Annotated in this window: 12 protein-coding genes and 2 pseudogenes; 1 reads left to right on the top strand and 13 read right to left on the bottom strand. The window is 61.7% G+C overall.

Features of this window, described 5'->3' with window-relative positions:
* Positions 1–79 precede the first annotated feature (79 nt).
* A complete protein-coding gene (locus tag RN02_RS11415; RefSeq protein ID WP_043314610.1) occupies positions 80–823 on the bottom strand; it encodes a YkgJ family cysteine cluster protein in 744 nt (247 codons plus the stop codon).
* Positions 824–925: 102 nt separating this feature from the next.
* Entirely contained in the window at positions 926–1,867 is a 942-nt protein-coding gene (locus tag RN02_RS11410) for a class I SAM-dependent methyltransferase (RefSeq protein ID WP_043314609.1), read from the bottom strand.
* Between the two features lie 722 nt (positions 1,868–2,589).
* On the opposite strand from RN02_RS11410, the gene RN02_RS11405 reads away from it, so the two are divergent.
* Positions 2,590–4,953 carry a DNA polymerase II gene (locus RN02_RS11405; RefSeq protein ID WP_043314608.1) on the top strand — a complete coding sequence of 788 codons (2,364 nt, stop codon included), beginning with the start codon at positions 2,590–2,592 and terminating at the stop codon, positions 4,951–4,953.
* A gap of 546 nt (positions 4,954–5,499) precedes the next feature.
* Here RN02_RS11405 and RN02_RS33210 read toward each other — a convergent pair.
* From RN02_RS33210 to RN02_RS11365, 11 genes and pseudogenes are all read right to left on the bottom strand, one after another.
* Positions 5,500–7,596, bottom strand: a complete 2,097-nt coding sequence (locus RN02_RS33210; protein WP_442965424.1) for a calcium-binding protein — start codon at positions 7,594–7,596, stop codon at positions 5,500–5,502.
* Positions 7,579–7,965 (bottom strand): annotated as a pseudogene (locus tag RN02_RS34700) (calcium-binding protein); the annotation flags it as partial. The gene RN02_RS33210 and the pseudogene RN02_RS34700, both read right to left, overlap by 18 nt.
* A complete protein-coding gene (locus RN02_RS34695) occupies positions 7,851–12,320 on the bottom strand; it encodes a calcium-binding protein (protein ID WP_161796243.1) in 4,470 nt (1,489 codons plus the stop codon). The gene RN02_RS34695 and the pseudogene RN02_RS34700, both read right to left, overlap by 115 nt.
* Before the next feature lie 63 nt (positions 12,321–12,383).
* Positions 12,384–12,668, bottom strand: a pseudogene (locus tag RN02_RS34690) (DUF6973 domain-containing protein); the annotation flags it as partial.
* A 24-nt stretch (positions 12,669–12,692) separates the two neighbouring features.
* A complete protein-coding gene (locus tag RN02_RS33205) occupies positions 12,693–13,160 on the bottom strand; it encodes a hypothetical protein (protein WP_152623746.1) in 468 nt (155 codons plus the stop codon).
* Positions 13,161–13,204: 44 nt separating this feature from the next.
* On the bottom strand, positions 13,205–14,620 hold the full coding sequence (locus RN02_RS11390) for an HlyD family type I secretion periplasmic adaptor subunit (protein WP_043314606.1): 1,416 nt from the start codon (positions 14,618–14,620) through the stop codon (positions 13,205–13,207).
* On the bottom strand, positions 14,617–16,773 hold the full coding sequence (locus tag RN02_RS11385; RefSeq protein ID WP_052267707.1) for a type I secretion system permease/ATPase: 2,157 nt from the start codon (positions 16,771–16,773) through the stop codon (positions 14,617–14,619). Before RN02_RS11385 ends, RN02_RS11390 begins: the two co-directional genes overlap by 4 nt.
* A gap of 39 nt (positions 16,774–16,812) precedes the next feature.
* Positions 16,813–18,039, bottom strand: a complete 1,227-nt coding sequence (locus tag RN02_RS11380; RefSeq protein ID WP_043314605.1) for a glycosyltransferase family 4 protein — start codon at positions 18,037–18,039, stop codon at positions 16,813–16,815.
* A gap of 306 nt (positions 18,040–18,345) precedes the next feature.
* Positions 18,346–19,596, bottom strand: coding sequence for a calcium-binding protein (locus RN02_RS11375; protein ID WP_043314604.1), 1,251 nt, complete (start codon positions 19,594–19,596; stop codon positions 18,346–18,348).
* An 810-nt stretch (positions 19,597–20,406) separates the two neighbouring features.
* A complete protein-coding gene (locus RN02_RS11370) occupies positions 20,407–22,029 on the bottom strand; it encodes an MFS transporter (protein WP_043314602.1) in 1,623 nt (540 codons plus the stop codon).
* Between the two features lie 120 nt (positions 22,030–22,149).
* The coding region (locus RN02_RS11365; RefSeq protein ID WP_043314600.1) for a GMC family oxidoreductase at positions 22,150–23,103 on the bottom strand (954 nt) is incomplete at its 5' end.

Here is a 23,103-nt window from a genome sequence, read left to right as displayed (position 1 = left end):
TGCCGCATATATTATCCGCACCGGCGAATTTTCGGCGCCATTATTCCGAAGGACTACTACCCGACCATCCCCTCCCTCATCAGGCCGCGCGCAGGGGAATGAAGGCGCAGTCGTCGCTCAGCAGGGCGGCGATCATCGCCCCGGTTTCCTCCAGTTGGCGGGCCAGGTCATCGCTGGAGACATGCAGTTGCCAGTCCGCCGCGGAACTGGCCGGCGTCTGCGCGCGCACCGCGTCCAGGGCAGCCAGGAAGGCCTTGCGCTGCGGCAGGTAGGCGGTGAAGCCGTCGCCCTTGAGCGCCGAGACGCTGATGCCCAGGCGCTCGCAGATGGCCGCCTTGGCGGCGATCTCCTCGCGGTCGGCCTGGCGCGAGCACTCGACCAGCGCCGCCAGTTCGGTGTCCACCAGGCGTCCGCCGACGATCAGCTCCGGGCCCTCGTCCCAGACCTGCGGCGGGCAGTCCTTGGCCTCCGCCCGCAACGGGATGTGCGGGTTGATCTCCATGGGGTAGATGCGGCACACCAGCGGCCGCCGCTCGTAGATGCCGCAGCGCATGTCGCTGCCCAGGTGGCGGCAGGCGCCCTGGTTGAAGGCGGCGAAGGTGATCGCCAGGTGCGCCTGGGTGCTGCCACAGCGGACCGGCAGCGAGCGGCGCAGCACGTGTTCGCGCTGCCCCTCCGGCAGCCCGGCGCCGTCGTCCAGCACCGCTTCCAGCAGGACGATCAGGCTGCCGCCGTCGGCCACCCAGTCGCGGGATTCGTCGAGGGTCAGGGGTACGTGGTGGTCATGGCAGCACTTGCCGCAACCGTTGCAGGAAAAGCGCATGGGATTCGCTCCGTGGCCAGGGGATGACGGAAAACCGGCGTTTTCCGTGCCATGGCCGATGCGGAGCAGATTGTGTGCCAGGTGTTACATCCAGGTGCGGGCTTAGCCCGGGTAGGCGAACACCAGCGCCTTGAGCGCCGCATCCTCATCGACGTCGGCGAACTCCGGCGGGTTGTCCAGGCGCTCGACGAAGGCCAGTTCCGGCGCCTCGGCGGCCATGCCCTGGATGAGGAAGGCCGGGCTCACGGACGGATCGTTGACGCAGGCCAACACCCGGCCGCCGGGCGCCAGCAGCTCGGGCAGGCGGCGCAGGATGCGCGGGTAGTCCTTGCCGAGGGCGAAGCTGCCCTTCTGGAACGACGGCGGGTCGATGATCACCAGGTCGTAGGGCCCGGACTTCTTCACCTTGCCCCAGGACTTGAACAGCTCGTGGCCGAGGAACTCCACCCGCGACAGGTCGTGGCCATTCAGCCGGTGGTTGTCGCGCCCGCGGCTCAGGGCGGCGCGCGCCATGTCCAGGTTGACCACGTGCTCGGCGCCGCCGGCGATGGCCGCCACCGAGAAGCCGCAGGTATAGGCGAACAGGTTGAGCACCCGCTGCCCGGCGGCCCGGGCCTGCACCCACTGGCGGCCCAGGCGCATGTCGAGGAACAGGCCGTTGTTCTGCTTGCGCCCCAGGTCCAGCAGGTAGCGCAGGCCGTTCTCGCTGACCACGCGCTCCTCCGGCACCTCGCCGAACAGGGCCTGCATGGCGCTGTCCGGGCGGTAGCGGTGCTGCAGCAGCAGTGCCTCGGCGCCACTGGCGCGCCATTGCGGCGACTCGCAAAGGCCCAGCAGCAGGCGCCCCAGCGCCGCCAGTTCATCTTCGCCCGGCTCGCGGAACAGCGACACCAGCAGCACGCCCTGCAGCCAGTCCGCGGTCACATGCTCCAGCCCCGGCCAGCGCCGGCCGCGGCCGTGGAACAGGCGGCGAACCTCGGCGGGCGGCGCCTCCAGGGCGGCCAGCAGCTGTTGCAGGAGTACGTCGAGGGCTTGTGCGTTCATGGCGTCGGGGCTGGGAAAAGGGGCGGCCATTCTGGACAGGATCGGCGCAAAAGAGAACCGCCGGGGGTGCATTGGCGATAGTGTTCCCCTTGTAGCTGTATCTCACAGAAACGCCCGGCAATCGCGGACGGAGTCTCCTACGCAGCGCTAACCGTCGCGCCCCATGTAGGAGCGCGCCCTGCGCGCGATTCGCCGGCAGGGCACCGTCGTAGAAGCAACCGTCTTGCAGGCCGCGCCGAAGCGCTCTTCGTAGGATGGGTTGAGCTTGCGAAACCCATGCGGTCACGGAGATGGGTATCGCTTCGCTCAACACCATCCTACGAAAGCAACATCGGCGTAGGGGGTATAACCGTTCACGGTTATACGCCGCCGTCGTGCCACCGGGACGTCCGGCGTGGCGGGTGAATCCAATCGCGGACGGAGTCCGCTCCTACGCCCGTGCTTCCCTGCCACAGTAGGAGCGGCGGTCTTGCAGGCCGCACCGAAGCGCTCTTCGTAGGATGGGTTGAACTTGCGAAACCCATGCGGTGGCGGTGATGGGTATCGCTTCGCTCAACACCATCCTACGACGGTGTCTCTCCTGCACCTTGTAGCGGATTTATCCGCGATTGCGCCGGCAGGGCCGGCGCTCGTCACGCAAACGCTTTATCACCAGCAAGCGCCTACAAGCGTCCCACCCCGGGTAGAATGAACGCCTGAAAGATTCTTCCCAGGGGTTACCGGTGGCAGCACAACACGGCTTCGTCCTCACCCGGCACTGGCGCGACACGCCCGCCGGCACCGAGGTGGAGTTCTGGCTGGCCACCGGCGCCGGCCCGCGCCGGGTGCGCCTGCCGCCGCAGACTTCGGTGGCCTTCCTGCCCGCCGCCCAGCGCGAGGCGGCGCAGCGCCTGCTGCAGGGCGAGACCGGCGTGGAGCTGCGGCCGCTGCAGCTGCGCGACTTCGAGCAACGCCCGGTGCTGGGCCTGTACTGCCGCCAGCACCGCCAGCTGATGGACCTGGACAAGCGCCTGCGCGCGGCCGGCATCGAGGTGCTGGAGGCCGACATCCGTCCGCCGGAGCGCTACCTGATGGAGCGCTTCATCACCGCCCCGGTGAGCTTCGATGGCGAGGCCGATGCCGAGGGCGTGCTGTGCGAAGCCGTGCTCAAGCCGGCGCCGGACTACCGGCCGCAGCTGAAGCTGGTGTCCCTGGACATCGAGACCGACATCCACGGCAACCTCTATTCCATCGCCCTGGAAGGCTGCGGCCAGCGCCAGGTGTACATGCTCGGCCCGGCCAACGGCGACGCCAGCTGGCTGGACTTCGACCTGGCCTACCGCGACAGCCGCGGCGAACTGCTGGAAAGCCTCAACCAGTGGCTGGCCGAGCACGACCCCGACGCCATCATCGGCTGGAACCTGGTGCAGTTCGACCTGCGCGTGCTGCGCGAGCACGCCCAGCGCCTGAAGGTCCCCCTGCGCCTGGGCCGCGATGGTGACGAGATGCACTGGCGCCAGCACGGCAGCGGCAACAACCACTACTTCGCCGCGGCCGCCGGGCGGCTGATCATCGACGGCATCGAGGCGCTGCGCTCGGCCACCTGGAGCTTCCCCTCCTTCAGCCTGGAAAGCGTGGCGCAGACGCTGCTGGGCGAAGGCAAGGCGATCGACAACCCCTACGACCGCATGGCCGAGATCGACCGCAAGTTCGCCGAGGACAAGCCGGCCCTTGCCCACTACAACCTCAAGGACTGCGAGCTGGTCACGCGCATCTTCGCCAGGACCGAGTTGCTGCACTTCCTGCTCGAACGCGCCAGCGTCACCGGCCTGCCCGCCGACCGCAGCGGCGGCTCGGTGGCGGCCTTCACCCACCTGTACCTGCCGGCCATGCACCGCCTCGGCTTCGTCGCCCCCAACCTCGGCGGCAAGCCGCCGGAGGCCAGCCCCGGCGGCTTCGTCATGGACTCGCGCCCGGGGCTGTACGAATCGGTGCTGGTGCTGGACTACAAGAGCCTGTACCCGTCGATCATCCGCAGCTTCCTGATCGACCCGGTGGGCCTGGTGGAAGGCCTGCGCCAGCCGGACGACGAACACTCGGTGGAAGGCTTCCGCGGCGCCCGCTTCTCGCGCAGCCGGCACTGCCTGCCGGCCATCGTCGAGCGCGTGTGGCAGGGCCGCGAGGCGGCCAAGCGCGAGGGCAACAAGCCGCTGTCCCAGGCGCTGAAGATCATCATGAACGCCTTCTACGGCGTGCTCGGCTCCAGCGGCTGCCGCTTCTTCGACCCGCGCCTGGCGTCGTCCATCACCATGCGCGGGCACCAGATCATGCGCCGCACCCGCGAGCTGATCGAAGCGCAGGGCCACCAGGTGATCTACGGCGACACCGACTCCACCTTCGTCTGGCTCGGCGGCGCCCACGCCGAGGCGGACGCCGAGCGCATCGGCCGCGCCCTGGTGCAACGCATCAACCAATGGTGGAAGGAACACCTGCGCGAAACCTACGGCCTGGAAAGCGCCTTGGAGCTGCAGTACGAAACCCACTACCAGCGCTTCCTGATGCCCACGGTGCGCGGCGCCGAGGAAGGCAGCAAGAAGCGCTACGCCGGCCTGGTGCGGCGCGCCGACGGCAGCGAGGAAATGGTCTTCAAGGGCCTGGAAACGGTGCGCACCGACTGGTCGCCGCTGGCCCAGCGCTTCCAGCAGGAGCTGTACGAACGCATCTTCCGCCGCCAGCCCTACCAGGACTACGTGCGCGACTACGTGCGCCGCACCCTGGCCGGCGAACTGGACGACCTGCTGGTCTACCGCAAGCGCCTGCGCCGGCGCCTGGACGACTACGAACGCAACGTCCCGCCCCACGTGCGCGCAGCCCGTGCCGCCGACGACTACAACCAGAGCCAGGGCCGCCCGCGGCAGTATCAGCACGGCGGCTGGATCAGCTACCTGATCACCACCGCCGGCCCCGAACCCCTGGAAAACCGCCGCGCGGCCATCGACTACGAACACTACCTGACGCGCCAGCTGCAACCGGTGGCCGACGCCATCCTGCCCTTCGTCGGCGACGACTTCGCACGGCTGGTCGATCGGCAGATGGAGTTGTTCTGAACACGCCCACCCACGGGAGGAGTTCCGTCGTAGGATGGTGTTGAGCGAAGCGATACCCATCACCGCCACCGCATGGGTATCGCAACCCATCCTACGAAGAGCACCCCAGCGCGGCCTGCAAGACAGTTACGCCTACGGTTCAGAAAAGCACGGGCGTAGGAGCGGACTCCGTCCGCGATTGGATTCGCCGACCACGCCGGACGCCCCGGTGGCACGGCCGGGTGAGCGCGCCCTGCGCGCGATTCGCGGAAGGAGCCCGCTCATACAGGCTGACGCCGAACTTCCCGCACGCACCGGACAGCCCACTCTCCCTTCTGGGAGAGGGGCGGAGTCAACCTGGCACACGGCTGCCGCCGGTAAATACCATTCGCGAGCAAGCTCGCTCCTACGAAACCTCGCTCAGGAATAGCAACGAACCGCCGGTAACCAGAGTCCATAAGCAGTGACTTCGCACGACTGTTCGGCCGACAGATGAAGTTGCCCCAAGATCACTGAAAAGAAAGGCCCCTCGACTCACATCGAGGGGCCTTTCTCAACACAGAGCGATCAGTTGCCGGCAGCAAGCACCAGTTCCAGCCCGTGGCGCTGCTCGAACACCGCGCCAGATCCTGCTGGGCTCGGTACGCCGAAGGCAGCCATGTTATCTATCAGGAGTTGTGTCTTGCCCTCCAAGGCAGCCAGAGACCGACTGGAGTCGGGTAATGCACTACGAGACGCAGGAGCCTCCGCTGAACCTGAAACTCCCCTGCCCAATGGCAAGCTCATCGGTTCAACGGCGGGAGCACCTCCATCTCCACGCCACCAATCATCGAATGGAGCATCGATTCGCTCCTGATCCGGCGCGTCTCTTTCCAGCAACGAATAAATATCCTCCCTCCCCCAGACCGTACCGTCCGCAAAATGAATCCCCCCCGAAGCGCTCCAGGCCTCGTCTGTATCCTGGAGGTAATTCTCCAACTCGATTCGGTTTCCAGTCCCTTCCTGGGTCAGGTACAAGGTGTCGCCATTGCTGGTCACTCGAATATCGGAAGGATCTATACCCGCACCGAACTCTATCGTCTCTCTGCAGTTGTAATCCCAGTTGCTGACAAGACGATCCCATCCCCAATCCTGATCGAAACGATACGTATTTTCACCAGCCCCACCGGCCAAGAGGTCCTTGCCATATCCACCGATCAGGGTGTCATCTCCCTCTCCGCCGTATAGAGCATCATTTCCTTCTCCACCGTCGATGAAATCGTCACCACCCTTGCCGTCGAATATATCGCTGCCCGAACCACCAATCAGGGTGTCATTGTATTGATCATGGCCTTCAGGGGATTGCCGGATCCTTTCCATAATCTGCTCGATTCCCCAGCGAGTTCCATCGGCAAAAAGAATTTCAGAAAGCTTGCCTGTACCCTCGAAGTAGCTCCCTAAAGTAATGGAGTCCCCATCGCTGCTCGACTGAATAATCAGGTTACCGCCATGCCGGATCAACTGAATATCATCGCTGGAAATCCCTTGCCCAAACTCGATCCGGTCCTGCGCGGCCAGAATCAGCCCCTGACCTTCGTCATATTCCTGGTACAGCCAAATAATGTCTTGCCCCCAATTCTTATCAAAAATATAAGTATTGCTTCCAAGCCCTCCACTCATGAGATCATTACCGGCACCACCGACGATGGTGTCATCTCCGGAACCGCCGAAAATCTCATCATTCGCTCCCATGCCCATGAGCAGATCGTTGCCAGCCCCTCCATCAAGGGCGTCGTAGCCCTCCCCACCAACCAGGGTGTCGTTCCCTTCCGTGCCATAGACGGGCTTCAGCTCATTAGCCTGGGCCAGCATAAGGATTTCATTACGCGACCAGCCGGTACCATCGGCAAAGCGTACTTCGTATCCAGCCTCGTCAGACTCATTATCAGAGAAGAAATAGCCTCTTATACGAATACTATTAGTGCCGTCACTCAACGAAAGTAACAAATCGCTCCCATCGCGTCGTACAACTACCTGCCCTGCCGAAATTCCCTCGGAAAACTCGATGATATCGAATTCATTGGAGTTCCAGCTTTCTATGGTGTCATTTCCCCATCCAGGATCGAAGCGGTATATGTCACTGCCATTCCCACCCTCCAGAAGATCATCGCCACTCCCGCCAACCAGCAGATCATCCCCATCGCCAGCGAAAAGCGTATCGTTGCCGGCTCCGCCAGTAAGCGTATCGGCTGACGAATATCCTTGAAGCGAATCGTTCCCCTCGCCACCTTGCAGGGTCAGGTGCTTTATCTGCTCAATGTCCCAGACTGTGCCATCGGGAAAACGAATCTCGCCCAGCCCCGAAGAGCCTGGCGCATCGCCCCCAAAAAAGCCATTAATAGTTATTTTATCCGGACCACCCACTATTCGTAGAATCAAATTATCATTAGAGCGCTCCAAGACTATATCGTCAGCGGTGATTTCACCGACAAACTCGATAGCATCACGGGTCCGGATATTCTGATCAGGATCATAGTTATGGATCGTGTCGTTCCCCCATCCACGCTCGAAACGATAGACATCCCGCCCATCTCCACCGCTGAGCAGGTCGTTACCAGCCCCGCCAATCAAGGTATCATCGCCATCCGCACCATATAGGGTATCGGCACCCTGGCCACCGTTAATTTGATCGGCCCCGGAATAGCCCTGCAACCGATCGTTTCCTGACGTTCCACATAGAGCCAGGGACTTGACCGTCTCAATATCCAGAACGACACCATCGGAAAAACGTATCTCATCCAGTCGACCGCGGCCATAACCATCATTGGCAAAATAGTCGATTACCGTAACTTCATCGGAGGCGTTCTTGAGGGAGATAACAAGATGATCACCATTGCGATAGATATATACATCATCAAAACTTATGCCATCATAAAACTCTATCGCATCACGCGCATTAACGCCCTGATAATTAAAATTATATACTGTATCTCGTCCCCAATCACGGCCAAACCGATAGACATCATTGCCACCACCGCCATTGAGGGTGTCGTTGCCAGCACCGCCAACCAATGTATCATCACCTCCTCCCCCCCAAGATAGTCATCGCCCCCGCCCCCTTGCAGAAGGTCATTAGTGCTATAACCAATAATAGTGTCGTTGCCCTCTCCATTCTGCAGCAATAAAGCCTTGATGAGATCGACATCCCAGATAGTGCCATCGGCGAAACGAATCTCCTCCAAGCAATATTCATTACTGCCATCGTTAAGCAGATAGTTATCGATGGTGATTCGGTCGTCGCTCCCCCTCAAGCTCAGAACTAAATTGGAGTCCTTTCGACTAATCTGGATGTCGTGGGCAAGGATATCCGGACCGAACTCGATGGCGTCGATTTTATCGGAACTTCTATCGTAATTAAAAACTGTGTCCTGACCCCAGCCCCGCTCGAAGCGGTATACATCGCTGCCCTCGCCACCGTTGAGATAGTCATTGCCGACACCCCCGATCAGGGTGTCGTTACCAACACCGCCATCAAGCCAGTCATTCCCGGCACCCCCAATCAGCATGTCATTTCCAACGCCTCCATAGAGACTGTCGTCGCCGACACCTCCACTCAGTGTGTCATTTCCAGCGCCGCCAAAGAGACGGTCATTACCAACACCGCCATCAAGCCAGTCATTCCCCGCACCGGCATCAAGCTGATCATTCCCACCACCACCGCTCAGGCGATCATCGCTGGCGTAGCCAATGAGGGTGTCATTACCCTCGCCCCCTTGCAGCAACATCGCCTTGACCCGCTCGACGTCCCAGATGGTGCCGTCGGCGAAGCGGATTTCTTCCAGGCGATACAAGTCGTTACCGTCATTGAAGAGGTAACTGCTGAGTGTGATCCGATCATCGCCACCCTTCAGGCTCAGTATCAAGTCGGAGCCCCGGCGACTCAGTTGGACATCATCGGCAGAAATGTCCGAGCCGAATTCGATGGCATCCGTCTTGCCGGTACTTCGGTCGTAGTTGTCGATACGGTCCTGGCCCCAGCCCCGTTCGAAACGGTATACATCACTACCGTCTCCACCATGGAGGTAGTCATTACCAGCCCCTCCCACCAAGGTGTCGTTGCCAGCATCGCCGTACAGGCTGTCGTTACCGATACCGCCCTCGAGCCAGTCATTGCCAGCCTCGGCAGAGAGCCGATCATTACCGGTGCCGCCGCTCAGGTGATCATCGCTGGCGTAGCCGGTGAGGGTGTCATTGCCCTCGCCTCCTTGCAGCAACATTGCCTTGACCCGCTCGACGTCCCAGATGGTGCCGTCGGCGAAGCGGATTTCTTCCAGGCGATATGAGTTATTACCGTCGTTGGTGAGGTAATTAGTGAGAGTGATCCGATCATCGCCACCCTTCAGGCTCAGGATCAGGTCGGAGTCCCGGCGCCTCACCAGGATGTCGTCAGTCGAGATGTCATTGCCAAATTCGATGGCATCAACTTTGTCGGTGCTTCTGTCGTAGTTATCGATCCGATCCTGACCCCAGCCCCGTTCGAAACGGTACACATCACTGCCGTCCCCACCATGGAGGTAGTCATTGCCAGCACCTCCCACCAAGGTGTCGTTGCCGGCATCGCCATACAGGGTGTCGTTACCGATACCGCCGTCGAGCCAATCATTGCCGGCCCCAGCAGTGAGCCGGTCATTACCGGTGCCGCCACTCAGGCGATCATCGCTAGCGTAGCCAATGAGGGTGTCATTACCCTCGCCCCCTTGTAGCAACATCGCCTTGACCCGCTCGACGTCCCAGATGGTGCCGTCGGCGAAGCGGATTTCCTCCAGGCGATACAAGTTGTTGCCATCGTTGGAGAGGTAACTGCTGAGTGTGATCCGATCATCGCTGCCCTTCAGGCTCAGGATCAGGTCGGTACCCCAGCGGCCGACGAGAATGTCGTCAGTCGTGATGTCACTGCCGAACTCGATGGCATCGACTTTGTCGGTGCCTCTGTCGTAGTTGTCGATGCGGTCCTGACCCCAGCCCCGTTCGAAACGGTACACATCACTGCCGTGCCCACCATGGAGGTAGTCATTACCACCCCCCCCCACCAAGGTGTCGTTGCCAGCATCGCCGTACAGGGTGTCGTTACCGATACCGCCCTCAAGCCAGTCATTGCCGGCCCCGGCAGAGAGCCGATCATTACCGGTGCCGCCGCTCAGGTGATCATCGCTGGCGTAGCCGGTGAGGCTGTCATTGCCCTCGCCTCCTTGCAGCAACATCGCCTTGACCCGCTCGACGTCCCAGATGGTGCCGTCGGCGAAGCGGATTTCTTCCAGGCGATATGAGTTATTACCGTCGTTGGTGAGGTAATTAGTGAGAGTGATCCGATCATCGCCACCCTTCAGGCTCAGGATCAGGTCGGAGCCCCAGCGGCCGACGAGAATGTCGTCAGTCGTGATGTCACTGCCGAACTCGATGGCATCGACTTTGTCGGTGCCTCTGTCGTAGTTGTCGATCCGATCCTGACCCCAGCCCCGTTCGAAACGGTATACATCGCTGCCGTCTCCACCATGGAGGTAGTCGTTGCCGGCGCCACCGAGCAGGACGTCATTTCCAGCACCTCCATAGAGGGTGTCATTGCCAGTTCCACCACTGAGTAAGTCTTCACCAGCATTGCCATGCAAAGCATCATTACCCGCCAGTCCGAAAATAAAATCTCGTCCAGCCGAGCCATTGAGCCCTTGATTGCTAAAGTCGCCGACCAACAAAGCCAGACCGGATTTCCTGATCTGTTCAATGTCGTCCGCAGTCAAGCCTTGAGCCAGGCGCTCACTCAATGGCAGTAGAACCGCCAACCCTTTGTTCGCGGCCGGCTGGCGCATGAATTCCAGAAGGTCAGTAAATCCCTTGATACGTGAAGCATCGAATACCTGCTGGAACAGATTGGCGACTCCCGTGAAATCCAGACCAACACCATTCGCATCAAGGCTGATGCCGATCGCTTCCACATAGGGACGCAAGCGCGTCTGCAGAAGCAGGCCGTTATAAACGGACTCTCTCAGTGCCTCGTAGGCCGAATTGAGCAAACCGATCTGCTCACCAAAAAGATTGAAGCTCTGCTCGGTCAACAAAATCGAACCGCCAGCCTGAGCCGACCCAGCCGTAGAGTTGGTAGTCCCCGCCCCGAGGTTCAGCGTGAATCGACCTGGTCTCTTCTCATCAAGAGAGAAATTGAAGAAATTCTGTGCATTGAAAATCTCCAGCAGTCGAATCTTCTCCAACAGCGCCCGCTTGTCCAATTCAGCCTGAGTCGGAGCGGTACCATTTCTTTCCCACGACCACTCGAAGTCGACTTGAACCTGACCATTGCTCAAGCCCTTTATGCGCTGTTGGAAATCACTATAGTCAGCCGTTTTTCCCCACTCGCCGAGGAGTCGGTCCAACAGCGCCATTTGCTGCTCGCGAGTCGAAGCCTGAGCGTATTCGTTCAATAGGCTCTTCAGCCCCTCATTGAGCATGCTCGACTCACGCAAATCACGTACCGCGCCAGAGCCCTGCATGTCCGGCAGCCCCTTGGCTACTTCATCCAGTTGTATCTGGTCGGTGAATTCACGATCGAAGGGATTGGAGGCCAGGTCCAAGTTCCCAACCAGGCTCTGGTTGCCATTGACTTCTCCAGTGCTGCCGTCATCGCGAATGAAGCTGCCAATGGCGCTGATGATGTTGTCATTGCTGTTCTGGCTGGACTTGCTCGAATCCAGATTGATGGCAACGATATTATGCTCGGCCAGGCTCTTAAGCTCATTGGCCTGAGCAATACCGTCCTGATTCAGATCCTGCCAGATACGCAGGTTATCGAACTGCTCGTCCTTGGCGTCGAAGACACCATCGTTGTTGGAGTCCAGATCACGCAATGCATCGAACCCATCGGTTGCTTTCTTTCCATCGCTCTTGATGAAATCGACACCAAACAACTCGCCGCCATTATCAATCTGACCGTTGCCATTGCGGTCCCAGACGAGGAATCCATCATCTTTATTAACCCATCCAGTACCTGTTTTTATACCATCATTGTCAAAATCGAACTTAACCCCAGAACTCAAACCTACCGTTTCCAGGCCATCTCCATCAAGATCTAACGCAAGTGGATCTATACGAAACTCAAGATTAGTCGCAGAAACAAACCCGGTATATGCCATTGGTGCGATTGAACATAAAGCCCCTGTATCATAATAGGAAATTAAATCACGAATTATTTCTCCGCCTTCAGGATCGGCTTGCCCCTCAGGGCTCTCCAACCACTTTCTCCACTCACCAATCTTGTCCTTTATGGGATACCATAAATTATCCTTAATCGGCAAAGGCGAAAGTTTTTCCGGAAAATTATCAGGTTCTGTTCTAGGATCATTCTGAGGATCAGTGACCAAGTCTCCCTTTTTCAGCCTCTCTAGAATCTCATCCCCAATATCCCCTGCACTATCCCATGACCTACTGCCAACTTCTCTACCTATATTATTATTATGAAGATCTCCATTCATGTCTCGGCCCCCTCTCGGAGACTCAAAATTCCTTCTATTATTTAGCTCAACATAGTCCCCTCCAGCCTTGGCAATTTCGGAGCCGAACAGCCATGTCCATAATGCACTCGTATACGCATGTCTGAACGCATCAAACTGGGGATCTGAATTCTTAAAATCGCTCCTACCTGTGCGACTTTCATACATGTCTCGTGCTTTCTTCTCCCACCAAACCCTACTACCTGGCCAGCTACTCATACTCACCTCACAAACAAATATCTATTAATCACCATAACATCCATCTCCTAGCAAGCCAGGAGAAAGAACCCTCACTCTCGTTACAAAATTATTAGATATAAAAATCGCATACCAAACTCCATCTTCAGCTGGAAAGTCATTTGGATCCAAGTTTTCAACTACGGGCACCCCCTCTTTATTTATAACAAGAGACAAATCATATGAGTCATACAAACAAACTGTATCCTCATCCCCTTGCAGCATTTCTCTAGGGTTACCGTAGGCTTCATCTCGCCCCCCACCAAAAACCGCCTCATAACTTTCTATTAGATTTTTTCTCCGAACTTCGCCCCCCCAAAAGACTCCTCCTACAATCAGAAGCAGAAAAAAAGGCAGCCATATTACTGCTATCGCTCCCCACCTCCATCTAGTCATACGCCGCCATTTCCATAAAAGAAATAAGTTCATAGAAACTAGAAACAGAGGATAAATAAATAAAATATTCAGAAGCATGTTAACAGCCCAATAACATTGATAATAAAAACTCTCGCCACCGTCTATCTCTCCCCCAAACTCTCACTCACATACTGTTTAAGCGGACTCAGGAAATACTCGATCACCTTCCGCTTATCCGTCTTGACTTCCGCACTGACAGCCATTCCCGGCGTCAGCGGAATATCCCGCGCACCGACGCGGATATGGTTTTGCTTCAACCGGATACGCATGCTGTAGAGCAGCCCGCGCTTTTCATCCTCGATAGCGTCGTCGGAGATGCTGATGACTTCGCCCGGCACCACGCCGTATTTGGTGAAGGTGAAGGTCTCGACCTTGATTTCCACTTCCTGCCCGGGCCAGACGAAACCGATGTCCTTGTTTTCCAGCATGGCTTCCACTTCCACGGGCTGGTCCTTGGGCACGATGGCCATCAGGGGCTGGGCCGCGGTGACCACGCCGCCGCGGGTGTGGATGGCCAGTTGCTGGACGGTGCCGTCCACGGGGGCGGTGAGGCGGGTCAGTTGGTCGCGCTGCTGCGCCTTGCGCAGTTCCTGGGCCAGGGCGGCGGCCTTCTGTTCGGATTGCTGCTGCAGGTCGAGCATGGCCCGGCGGGTCTGGGCGATCACGCCTTCGCGGCGTTGTTCGGCTTCGCGCCTGGAGGCTCGCAGTTCCAGCAGGCGAGCCTTTTGCACCGCGAGCTCGCGGGTCTGCTCCAGACGGGACTGTTCCTTCTCCAGCCAGGCGTGCTTGGCGACGAAGCGGCGCTCCATCAGGCGCTTGTAGTCCGCCGCCAGTTGCTCGGCGATGGGCAGGGTGATGCGCAGGGAGTCGACCGTGGATTGCGCCGCCTGGATTTCCGCGCTGCGCTGTTCGATCAGCGCCTGGGTCTGCTCGACATTGCTGCGTAGCTCCAGGTATTGCCCGCTCAGCCAGCGCTGGGCGCTTTGGCGCTGCTCCTCGCTGGCCTGGGGCAGACGCTCCGCCAGGGAGCCGGGTTCGACTCCGTCGCGGATGGCTTCGAGCATGGCGCTTGCGCGGGCGCTATCCACCCTGGCCGCCAGCAGGTCCGCTTTCAGGCGTTCGACGTCCGCCTCGGTCTGGCTCGGGTCCAGTTCCAGTAGCAGGTCGCCGGCCTTTACCTGCTGCCCGTCGTAGACATGGATGGCCTTGACCACGGCCACCTCGCTGGGCTGGATGACCTTGGTCTTGCCGCTGGGCACGATCTTGCCGCGGGCAGTGGCGACCACGTCTATCTCACCCAGGCAGGCCCAGAGCACGGCCAGGGCGGCAAAGGCCATGATCGACCATTTGATGTAGCGCACCAGCGGACCGACCGGCTGCTCCTGCAAGGCCAGGGCCGCGGGCAGGAACTGCACTTCATGGGGCAGACGTCGCGGCGCGTCCATCGCCTGGCGATTGCGCCAGGCCTGGCGCCAGGCTTCACGGTAGCGCTGCAGCAGTTCACGGCGGGCGCTCATGGCACACCGCCCTGCTGCAGGCGAAACAGGCGCGAATAGTGCCCGGCCTGGTGGGCGAGCAGTTCGGCATGGCTGCCCTGTTCGACGATCTGGCCACGGTCCATGACCACGATGCGGTGGGCATCGCGCACCGCGCTCAGGCGGTGCGCGATGATGATCACGGTGCGCCCCTTGCAGATGGCCTTCATGTTCTGCTGAACCACGCGCTCGGACTCGTAGTCCAGGGCGCTGGTGGCCTCGTCGAAGATCAGGATGCGCGGATTGCCGATCAGCGCCCGGGCGATGGCGATGCGCTGCCGCTGGCCTCCGGATAGAGAGGAACCATGTTCACCGACCAGGGTGTCGTAGCCTTCCGGCAGTTCCAGGATGAACTCATGGGCGCCGGCGAGGCGCGCGGCCTGGATCACCGTTTCCACCGGCACGCCGGGGTCGGTCAGCGCGATGTTCTCGCGGATGCTGCGGTTGAACAGCAGGTTATCCTGCAGCACTACGCCGATCTGGCGACGCAGCGAAGAAACGTCGGCCAGCGCGAGGTCCATGCCATCCACCAGCACCCGCCCGCGCTCGGGCACGTACAGCCGCTGCAGCAGGCGCGTGAGGGTGCTCTTGCCGGAGCCGGAGCGGCCGACGATGCCGATAACCTCGCCCGCGGCGATGCTCAGGCTGATGCCACGCAGCACCTCCGAACCGTCTGGACGATAGCGGAAATGCACCTGGTCGAATTCCACGCGGCCTTTCAGCGCGGGCAGGCTGCTGCGGGAGGTTTGCGAAAGCTCCGTCTGGCTGTTGAGGATGTCCCCCAGGCGCTGCACCGATACGCCGGTCTGCTGGAAATTCGTCCACAGCTGCGCCAGGCGCATGATCGGTTGCGACACCCGGCCTGCCAGCATGTTGAAGGCGATCAACTGCCCTACGGTGAGTTGGCCCTCGATGACCAGGCGCGCGCCCAGCCATAGGGTGGCAACCGTGACCAGCTTGCCGATCAGCGAGACCCCCTCGTTGGCCAGCATGGACAGGTTCTGTGTCTTGAAGCCGGCCGCCACGTAGGCTGCCAGTTGGTTGTCCCACTTGCGGGTGGTTTGCGGTTCGACGGCCATCGACTTGAGGGTGTCGATGCCGTTGATGGTTTCCACCAGGAAGGCCTGGTTCTCGGCCCCGCGGTTGAAGCTTTCCTGCACCCGCGCGCGCAGCAGTGGCGTGACGAACAGCGAGAGCAGGAAATACAGGGGCAGCGAAAGCACCACCACCAGGGTCAGCCAGCCGCTGTAGAAGCACATCACGGCGATGAACACCACCGAGAAAAGCACGTCGAGCACCAGGGTGATGGCATTGCCGGTGAGGAAGTTGCGGATGTTCTCCAGTTCGCGCACCCGCGCCACCGAGTCGCCGACGCGACGCGCCTGGAAATACGCCAGTGGCAGCGTGATCAGGTGGCGGAACAGGCGCGCACCAAGTTCCACGTCGATGCGGCTGGCGGTATGGGCGAAGACGTAGCTGCGCAAGCCGCTGAGCAGGGTTTCAAACAGCATGATGCCGAGCAGGCCGACCGCCAGTACGTCCAGGGTCGAAAGCCCTCGGTGCACCAGTACCTTGTCCATCACCACCTGGAAGAACAGCGGCGTCAACAGGGCGAATATCTGCAGCACGAAGGACGCCACCAGGACCTCCCCCAGCGGCTTGCGGTACTTGACCACGGCCGGGATGAACCAGGTGAAGTCGAAACGGGAGAGACCGGCGGCATCCGAGGCCTCGGAGCGGACCAGAATCAGCTCGCCACTCCAGCGACTCTCCAGGTCAGCCAGGGAGCAGACTTCCGGCCGCCGTGCATTGGGGTCCTGGATCAGTGCCTGCCCCTGGTCGAGCCGTGCGATAAGGAAGAAGCCGCCGGCATTCGACCGGGCTATGGCAGGGAGCGGCGTTCTGGCCAGTCGATCGACCGTGCTGCGCGCGGCGCGCGCCTTGAGGCCAAGCTTGCGCGCCGCCAGGAGGATTTCAGCGGTACCGAAGCCTTCCTGGGACGGGCTGAACTCATGGGCCAGTTGCTCCGGCGAAACGGCGACCTGATGAAAACGCGCCAGCATCACCAGACAGGCTACTGCGCTGTCCAGTTTCGGGGTGGCATCGGCTATGCCTTCGGGTTGTTCCAGGGGCATCGGTTTTCCTTGTGCTTTTCCAAGAGTGCGTCCATGGCCTCAGCGCGCCGCCACGGCCCTTCCTTCGAGGGCATCGGCCAGCAACTGGCGGTAGGCCTCGAGCCCAGCGGTTACGCTGTAACGTTGCGCCGTGAGCCGGGCGGCATCCCGCAGTTGCTGCTGCGAAGCCGGCTGTTCCAGGGCAGCCAGGACGCGCTCGGCGATGGATTGCGCGCAGAAGAAATCGACCAGGTAACCGTTGCGCCCGTCTTCGATCACCTCGCGCACCGGCGCGGTATCCGAACCGACGACCAGGCAGCCGCTGGCCATGGCCTCGAGCAGCGACCAGGACAGGACGAAGGGATAGGTGAGGTAGACATGGGCCGCGGAGACCTGCAGCACGCGCCGGTAGGTTGCATACGGCACCTTGCCGAGAAAGTGCACGCGCTCCGGGTCCGGCGACACTTCCTCCAGCAACTTGCTGCGCCAATTGGCGGCATCCCGCGGCGGCGCCCCGTAGCTGCAACCGTCGCCACCGACGACGAGCACCTGGGCATGCGGGTTGGCCGCCAGAATGGCCGGCAGCGAACGCATGAAGCTATGGAAGCCCCGGTAAGGCTCCAGGTTGCGCGCCACGTAGGTCACCACTGGCTGCCCGGCTCGCAGTTGCCGACCGCAGGGTAGAACCAGCGAGGCTTGAGGGTCCGGCCGCAACTCATCGACCGGAACGCCTTCGTGGGCGATACGGATCTTTCCCCGATAGGCCTCGGGATGAAGGGAATGCTGCCAATGGGTTGGCGTGATGCCCAGGTCGCACTGTTCGAGGTTGAGCAGATGCAGGGTATTGCGCAGGCGCAGGCGCGCGGAGTCGTCCAGCGTCGAGGGAAACTCGGGATCGAAGCCCGCATCCGCGCCTCGATGCTGGTAATAGAACTCACAGAAATGGATCAACGGGACGTCGGGGAATACGTCCTTGACGAACAGCGTCTCTCCCCAGCCGGGATGCGCCAGGATCACATCCGGGCTATATCCCTTGCGCCGCTGTTGCAGCAGCAGTCGCGCTACCTGCTGGCCATGCAGCACTGCGTTTTCCAGCGTGCGCAGATAACCATGCGCCTGTCTGGCCGGTGCCCGGGTGGGGCGGTATCGCAGCAGTGGCACACCGGGTAGCCCTGGCGCGCTGTCCAGCCCGACGGCCCGCGCCTCGCAGGCGGAATCGGTGGCCAGGTTCCGAGCCAGGTAGCGGAACTGGCCAGGGAAGTTCTGGTGCAGCAACAGGACCTTCACAGGATGACTCCCGTCCGTTGCTGGCGGCCGCAGGCTAGCGGCTTGGCTCGATAACGCCCACGTAAGATGCGCAGCATGATCGACTCCCTGAAATGCCCATCTGGGAGTCTTTTTAAGAGGAGGCCCTAGGAACGTATGCAGTCCACTTCCAGTTCTGCCTGCAAATTTTTCCTAAACGCCACAGAAACGGTGGAAATTTCCCAGGAACTCGGTACGACGATTTTTTTGCCGGAACTGAGGCCGACATAGTTGGATGGCAAAGGTCAAAGGCCCCTCGGCTCACGCCGAGGAGCCACTCCTCCGGACTCAGCCAGCGACTGCCAGGAGATGCTCCAACTGCGTGCTCACCGCAACCGCTCCCAGGGAGCCGCTGGCAGGCGGCGTACCGAACGCCGCAAGCACGTTGACCAGTTGATGAGTCTTGCCTTCGAGAGTGAGCAGCAAGCCATCGGCATCGAGCCTGCCGGACGCCGCAGCCAGCGGTGCTCCAGGCGACTCGTCCAGCGGCGATATCGGCGTTTGGCTGCCAAGGCCGCCGGGCAAATTGCAACGCCCCTGGGGGGAAGCTCCACGCTGCAATACGGCGTCGATATAGTCACGCCCCCAGACGGTGCCATCGGCGAAGCGGATCTCGGCGTCCCCATGCTTGAAGTCGAAATAGCCCGACCATTCGAGCCGGTTGCCGGTGCCTTCCTGGATCAGGTACAGAACGCCATCCCGCTCGGCGATCCTCAGGCTTGAAGGGTCCACTCCCTCGCCGAACTCCAGCGTTTCCCGACCATCCTTGCCATTGGTGCTGAAGAGGCGATCCGCTCCCCAGTTTCGCTCGAAGCGGTAGCGGTTATGGCCGGAATGCCCCATGAGGAAATCATCGCCAGCGCCACCGATGAGGATATCGTCCCCATCGCCACCCAGCAGATAGTCGTTTCCCTCCCCGCCATCGAGGTGATCGTTTCCCCCCTCGCCGAACAACCGATCGTTGCCCAGGCCACCGGAAATCCGATTGTCCCGCTCATCGCCGTGCAGGTCGTCGTCGTTCTCGGTGCCCGACAACACCTGGTCGAGGATATGTTCAGGCAGCCAGCGCGTACCATCGGCGAAACGTATTTCGCGCAACGGGCCGGCCTCGTCGAAGTAGCCCGACAGGGTGATGGAGTCACGCCCACCCTGGCCGAAGATCATGAGATCGTTGCCGTTCTTGACCAGCCGTATGTCGCTGCCGGAAATACCGGGGCCGAACTCGATGCTGTCGCTGGGAGGCCTGGTGATACCGGTTTCCCAGTCGTACAGCGGGGGCGGCTCGATGGTGTCGTTTCCCCAGCCGGAAGCGAAGTAGTAGGTGTTTTCGCCCTCGCCTCCCATCAGGTAATCGTCGCCGCCGCCCCCCTCGAGAAAGTCGTCGCCAGCGTCGCCGTACAGCAGGTCGTCTCCAGCGCCGCCGATCAACGTATCATCCGACGGGCCGCCCTCGATGTAGCCGCCCTCCCGGCCCAGCCCCAGAGGCTGCGCGCCGAAGAGCAATGGATACTCCAGGTCGTTCGCGTAGTGCTTGCTCATCGCTCGATCTCCTTGTCATGTCCTTCCACTGCTTGCTGTTTCCATCAGTACTCGAGGATGTCTTCCACTCCTTGCCGGCAACCGGCGCGGGCTCGCTTCCCAGGGGGGCCGGCATGACCTGTTCCCCCCTGAAAGCCTTGGAAGACAGAGCGTTTTTAGAGCGAGCGTTCGAGAGGGTATGCAGTCCACTTTCCCTGTCACCCGCATGCTCGTTCCTGGATATCGCAGCGAAAATGGAACATGACGAAGAGCTCGGCAGCCCTGAATTATCTGTCAGCACGTCCCCGACACTTGCAGCACGGTCGATCGGCAGATGGCGTTGTTCTGAACACGCCCGCCCCGGCCGGACGTAGGGCGCATAACGCCTACGGCGTTATCCGCCGAATCGCGGACAGAGTCCTACACCCTCCGGCAAGCACAAGACCCGTAGGATGGTGTTGAGCGAAGCGATACCCATCACCGCAACCGCATGGGTTTCGCAAGCTCAACCCATCCTACGAAGAGCACCCCGGCGCGGCCTGCAAGACAGCTACGCCTACGGTTCAGAAAAGCACGGGCGTAGGAGCGGACTCCGTCCGCGATTGGATTTGCCGGCCACGCCGGATGCCCCGGTGGCATGGACGGGTGAGCGCGCCCTGTGCGCGATTCGCAGACGTCCGCTCAGGTTGACGCCGAACTTCCCGAGCGCACCGGACAGCCCACTCTCCCTTCAGGGAGAGGGGACAGAGTCAACCTGGCACACGGCTGCCGCCGGAAGGCACCCTTCGCGAGCAAGCTCGCTCCTACGAAGAGCCCCCGGCGGCGCCGTGATCAATCGGCATGGATGTCGTTGTGCCGCGTCTCGCGCAGGAACAGCAGCGAGCACACCAGGCTCACGCCGGTGATCAGCACCGGATACCAGAGGCCGTAGAAGATGTTGCCGGTGTACACCACCAGGGCGAAGGAGATGGTCGGCAGCAGCCCGCCGAACCAGCCGTTGCCGATGTGGTACGGCAGCGATAGCGAGGTGTAGCGGATGCGCGTCGGGAACAGCTCGACCATCAGCGCCGCCAGCGGGCCGTAGCAGCAGGTGGCGATGAAGATCAGCGCCACGATGATGGCGATCACCATCGGCCGGTTCACCAGCGAGGCGTCGGCCTGGGTCGGGTAGCCGGCTTCCTTCACCGCGGCGCCTAGGGCGGCGGCGTCGAAGCCTTCGATGCGCTTCTCGCCCACGCTCACCACCAACTCGCTGCCGGCCGGCGCGGCCTGGGTGCTGTAGGGCACGCCGCCTTTCACCAGCAGGGTCTTGGCCTTGTCGCAGGGGCTGTCGAATTTGGCCTTGCCCACCGGGTCGAACTGGAAGGTGCAGGTGGCCGGGTCGGCCATCACCACCACCGGCGCCTGGCGCGAGGCCTGGTCGATCTGCGGGTTGGCGTAGTGGGTCAGGGCCTTGAACAGCGGGAAGTAGAACACCGTCGCCAGCAGCAGGCCGACCACCAGCACCGGCTTGCGCCCGACCTTGTCGGACACCCAGCCGGCCAGCACGAACAGCGGCGCGCCTATCACCAGGGAGATGATCAGCAGCACGTTGGACAGCCCCGGGTCGACCTTGAGCACCTGGGTGAGGAAGAACATCACGTAGAACTGCGCGGCGTAGAAGGTCACCGCCTGGCCGGCGTTGATGCTGAACAGGGCGATCAGCACGATCTTCAGGTTGCTCCAGCGGGTGAAGGACTCCTTCAGCGGCGACTTGCTGATCTTGCCCTCGGCCTTCATCTTCAGGAACGCCGGCGACTCCTGCATGGACAGGCGGATCCAGGTGGAAATGCCCAGCAGCACGATGGAAATCAGGAACGGCAGGCGCCAGCCCCAGGTCTCGAAGGCTTCGCCTGTGGCCTGGCGGCAGCCCCAGATCACCAGCAGCGACAGCAGCAGGCCGGCAGTGGCGGTGCACTGGATCCAACTGGTGTAGGCGCCGCGCTTGTTGGCCGGGGCGTGCTCGGCGACGTAGATGGCCGCGCCGCCGTATTCGCCGCCCAGGGCCAGGCCCTGCAGCAGGCGCAGGGCGATGAGGATGATCGGCGCGGCCACGCCGATGCTGGCGTAGGACGGCAGCAGGCCGACGCAGAAGGTCGACAGGCCCATCAGCAGGATGGTGGCGAGGAAGGTGTACTTGCGCCCGATCATGTCGCCCAGACGGCCGAACACCAGGGCGCCGAAGGGCCGCACCAGGAAGCCGGCGGCAAAGGCCAGCAGAGCGAAGATGAAGGCGGTGGTGTCGTTGACGCCGGCGAAGAACTGCTTGCTGATGACCGCTGCCAGCGATCCGTAGAGGAAGAAGTCGTACCACTCGAACACGGTGCCGAGCGAGGAAGCGAAGATCACCTTGCGCTCTTCGCGGCTGCTGGAGCGCCCCCGTTCGAACGACTGGGGCTGTGCTAGATCGGTCATTACGGCTCTCCTGCCCCTCGTGGGGGCTCTTATTGTTGTTTCAGCCTCGACCGCCACGGCCCGGGGGCCGCGCGACGCTGTCTGCTGTCGAACCTCGTGTTCGTCCCGCCGGGGTGGCCGTCAGGACAGGGCCTTTTCCTCCCGGCCGCTGATAGGGATGACCTCTGCCTGCCGCGTGGGTTCGGCCAGGATCATCCGCGCCGCCTTCTCGGCGATCACCAGCACCGGCGAGCAGCTGTTGCCGGAAGTGAGCGTGGGCATGATCGAGGCGTCGGCGATGCGCAGGCCGGGGATGCCGTGCACGCGCAGCTGGCTATCGACCACGGCATTCGGCCCGCTGCCCATGCGGCAGGTGCCGGCGGGGTGGAAGATGGTGGTGCCGATGTCCGCCGCGGCGCGGTGCAGGTCTTCCTCGCTGCGGAAGTCCGGGCCGGGCTTGTATTCCTCCGGATGGAAGCGCGCCAGGGCCGGCGCGGCGGCGATGCGGCGGGTCAGGCGGATGGCGTCGGCGGCTACCTTGAGGTCTTCCGGGTGGCTCAGGTAGTTGGGCTGGATCAGCGGCTTGGCGCGCGGGTCGGTACTGCGGATGCGCACGCTGCCGCGGCTTTGCGGGCGCAGGTCGCACACCGAGGCGGTGAAGGCCGGGAAGGCGTGCAGCGGCTCGCCGAAGCGCTCCAGGGACAGCGGCTGCACGTGGTATTCGAGGTTGGCCGAGGCCTGGCCGGGGTCGGACTTGGCAAAGGCGCCCAGTTGGCTCGGCGCCATGGACAACGGGCCGCTGCGCTTGAACAGGTATTCCAGGCCCATGCCGACCTTGCCCCAGGGCGTGGCGGCGATACGGTTCAGCGTGCGGGTGCCCTGGATGCGGTAGATCAGCCGCAGCTGCAGGTGGTCCTGCAGGTTCTCGCCGACGCCGGGCAGCGCGTGGCGCACGCCGATGCCCAGTTGTTCCAGCAAGGGCCGCGGGCCGATGCCCGAGCGCTGCAGCAGGGTTGGCGAGCCGATGGCGCCGGCGCACAGGATCACCTCGCGGCGCGCCCGCAGTTCGCGGCGGGCGCCCCGCCCGTCCACCAC

Source organism: Pseudomonas sp. PI1 (assembly GCF_000812405.1).
Classification (GTDB): Bacteria; Pseudomonadota; Gammaproteobacteria; order Pseudomonadales; family Pseudomonadaceae; genus Pseudomonas; species Pseudomonas citronellolis.
This window is presented reverse-complemented; position numbering and strand designations above follow the sequence as displayed.

What these genes read in the sequence shown, in the direction of transcription:
- RN02_RS11415 (WP_043314610.1), bottom strand. Translation starts at nt 823, where the DNA reads ATGCGCTTTTCCTGCAACGGTTGCGGCAAGTGCTGCCATGACCACCAC.
- RN02_RS11410 (WP_043314609.1), bottom strand. Translation starts at nt 1,867, where the DNA reads ATGAACGCACAAGCCCTCGACGTACTCCTGCAACAGCTGCTGGCCGCC.
- RN02_RS33205 (WP_152623746.1), bottom strand. Translation starts at nt 13,160, where the DNA reads ATGCTTCTGAATATTTTATTTATTTATCCTCTGTTTCTAGTTTCTATG.
- RN02_RS11390 (WP_043314606.1), bottom strand. Translation starts at nt 14,620, where the DNA reads ATGAGCGCCCGCCGTGAACTGCTGCAGCGCTACCGTGAAGCCTGGCGC.
- RN02_RS11385 (WP_052267707.1), bottom strand. Translation starts at nt 16,773, where the DNA reads ATGCCCCTGGAACAACCCGAAGGCATAGCCGATGCCACCCCGAAACTG.
- RN02_RS11375 (WP_043314604.1), bottom strand. Translation starts at nt 19,596, where the DNA reads ATGAGCAAGCACTACGCGAACGACCTGGAGTATCCATTGCTCTTCGGC.
- RN02_RS11370 (WP_043314602.1), bottom strand. Translation starts at nt 22,029, where the DNA reads ATGACCGATCTAGCACAGCCCCAGTCGTTCGAACGGGGGCGCTCCAGC.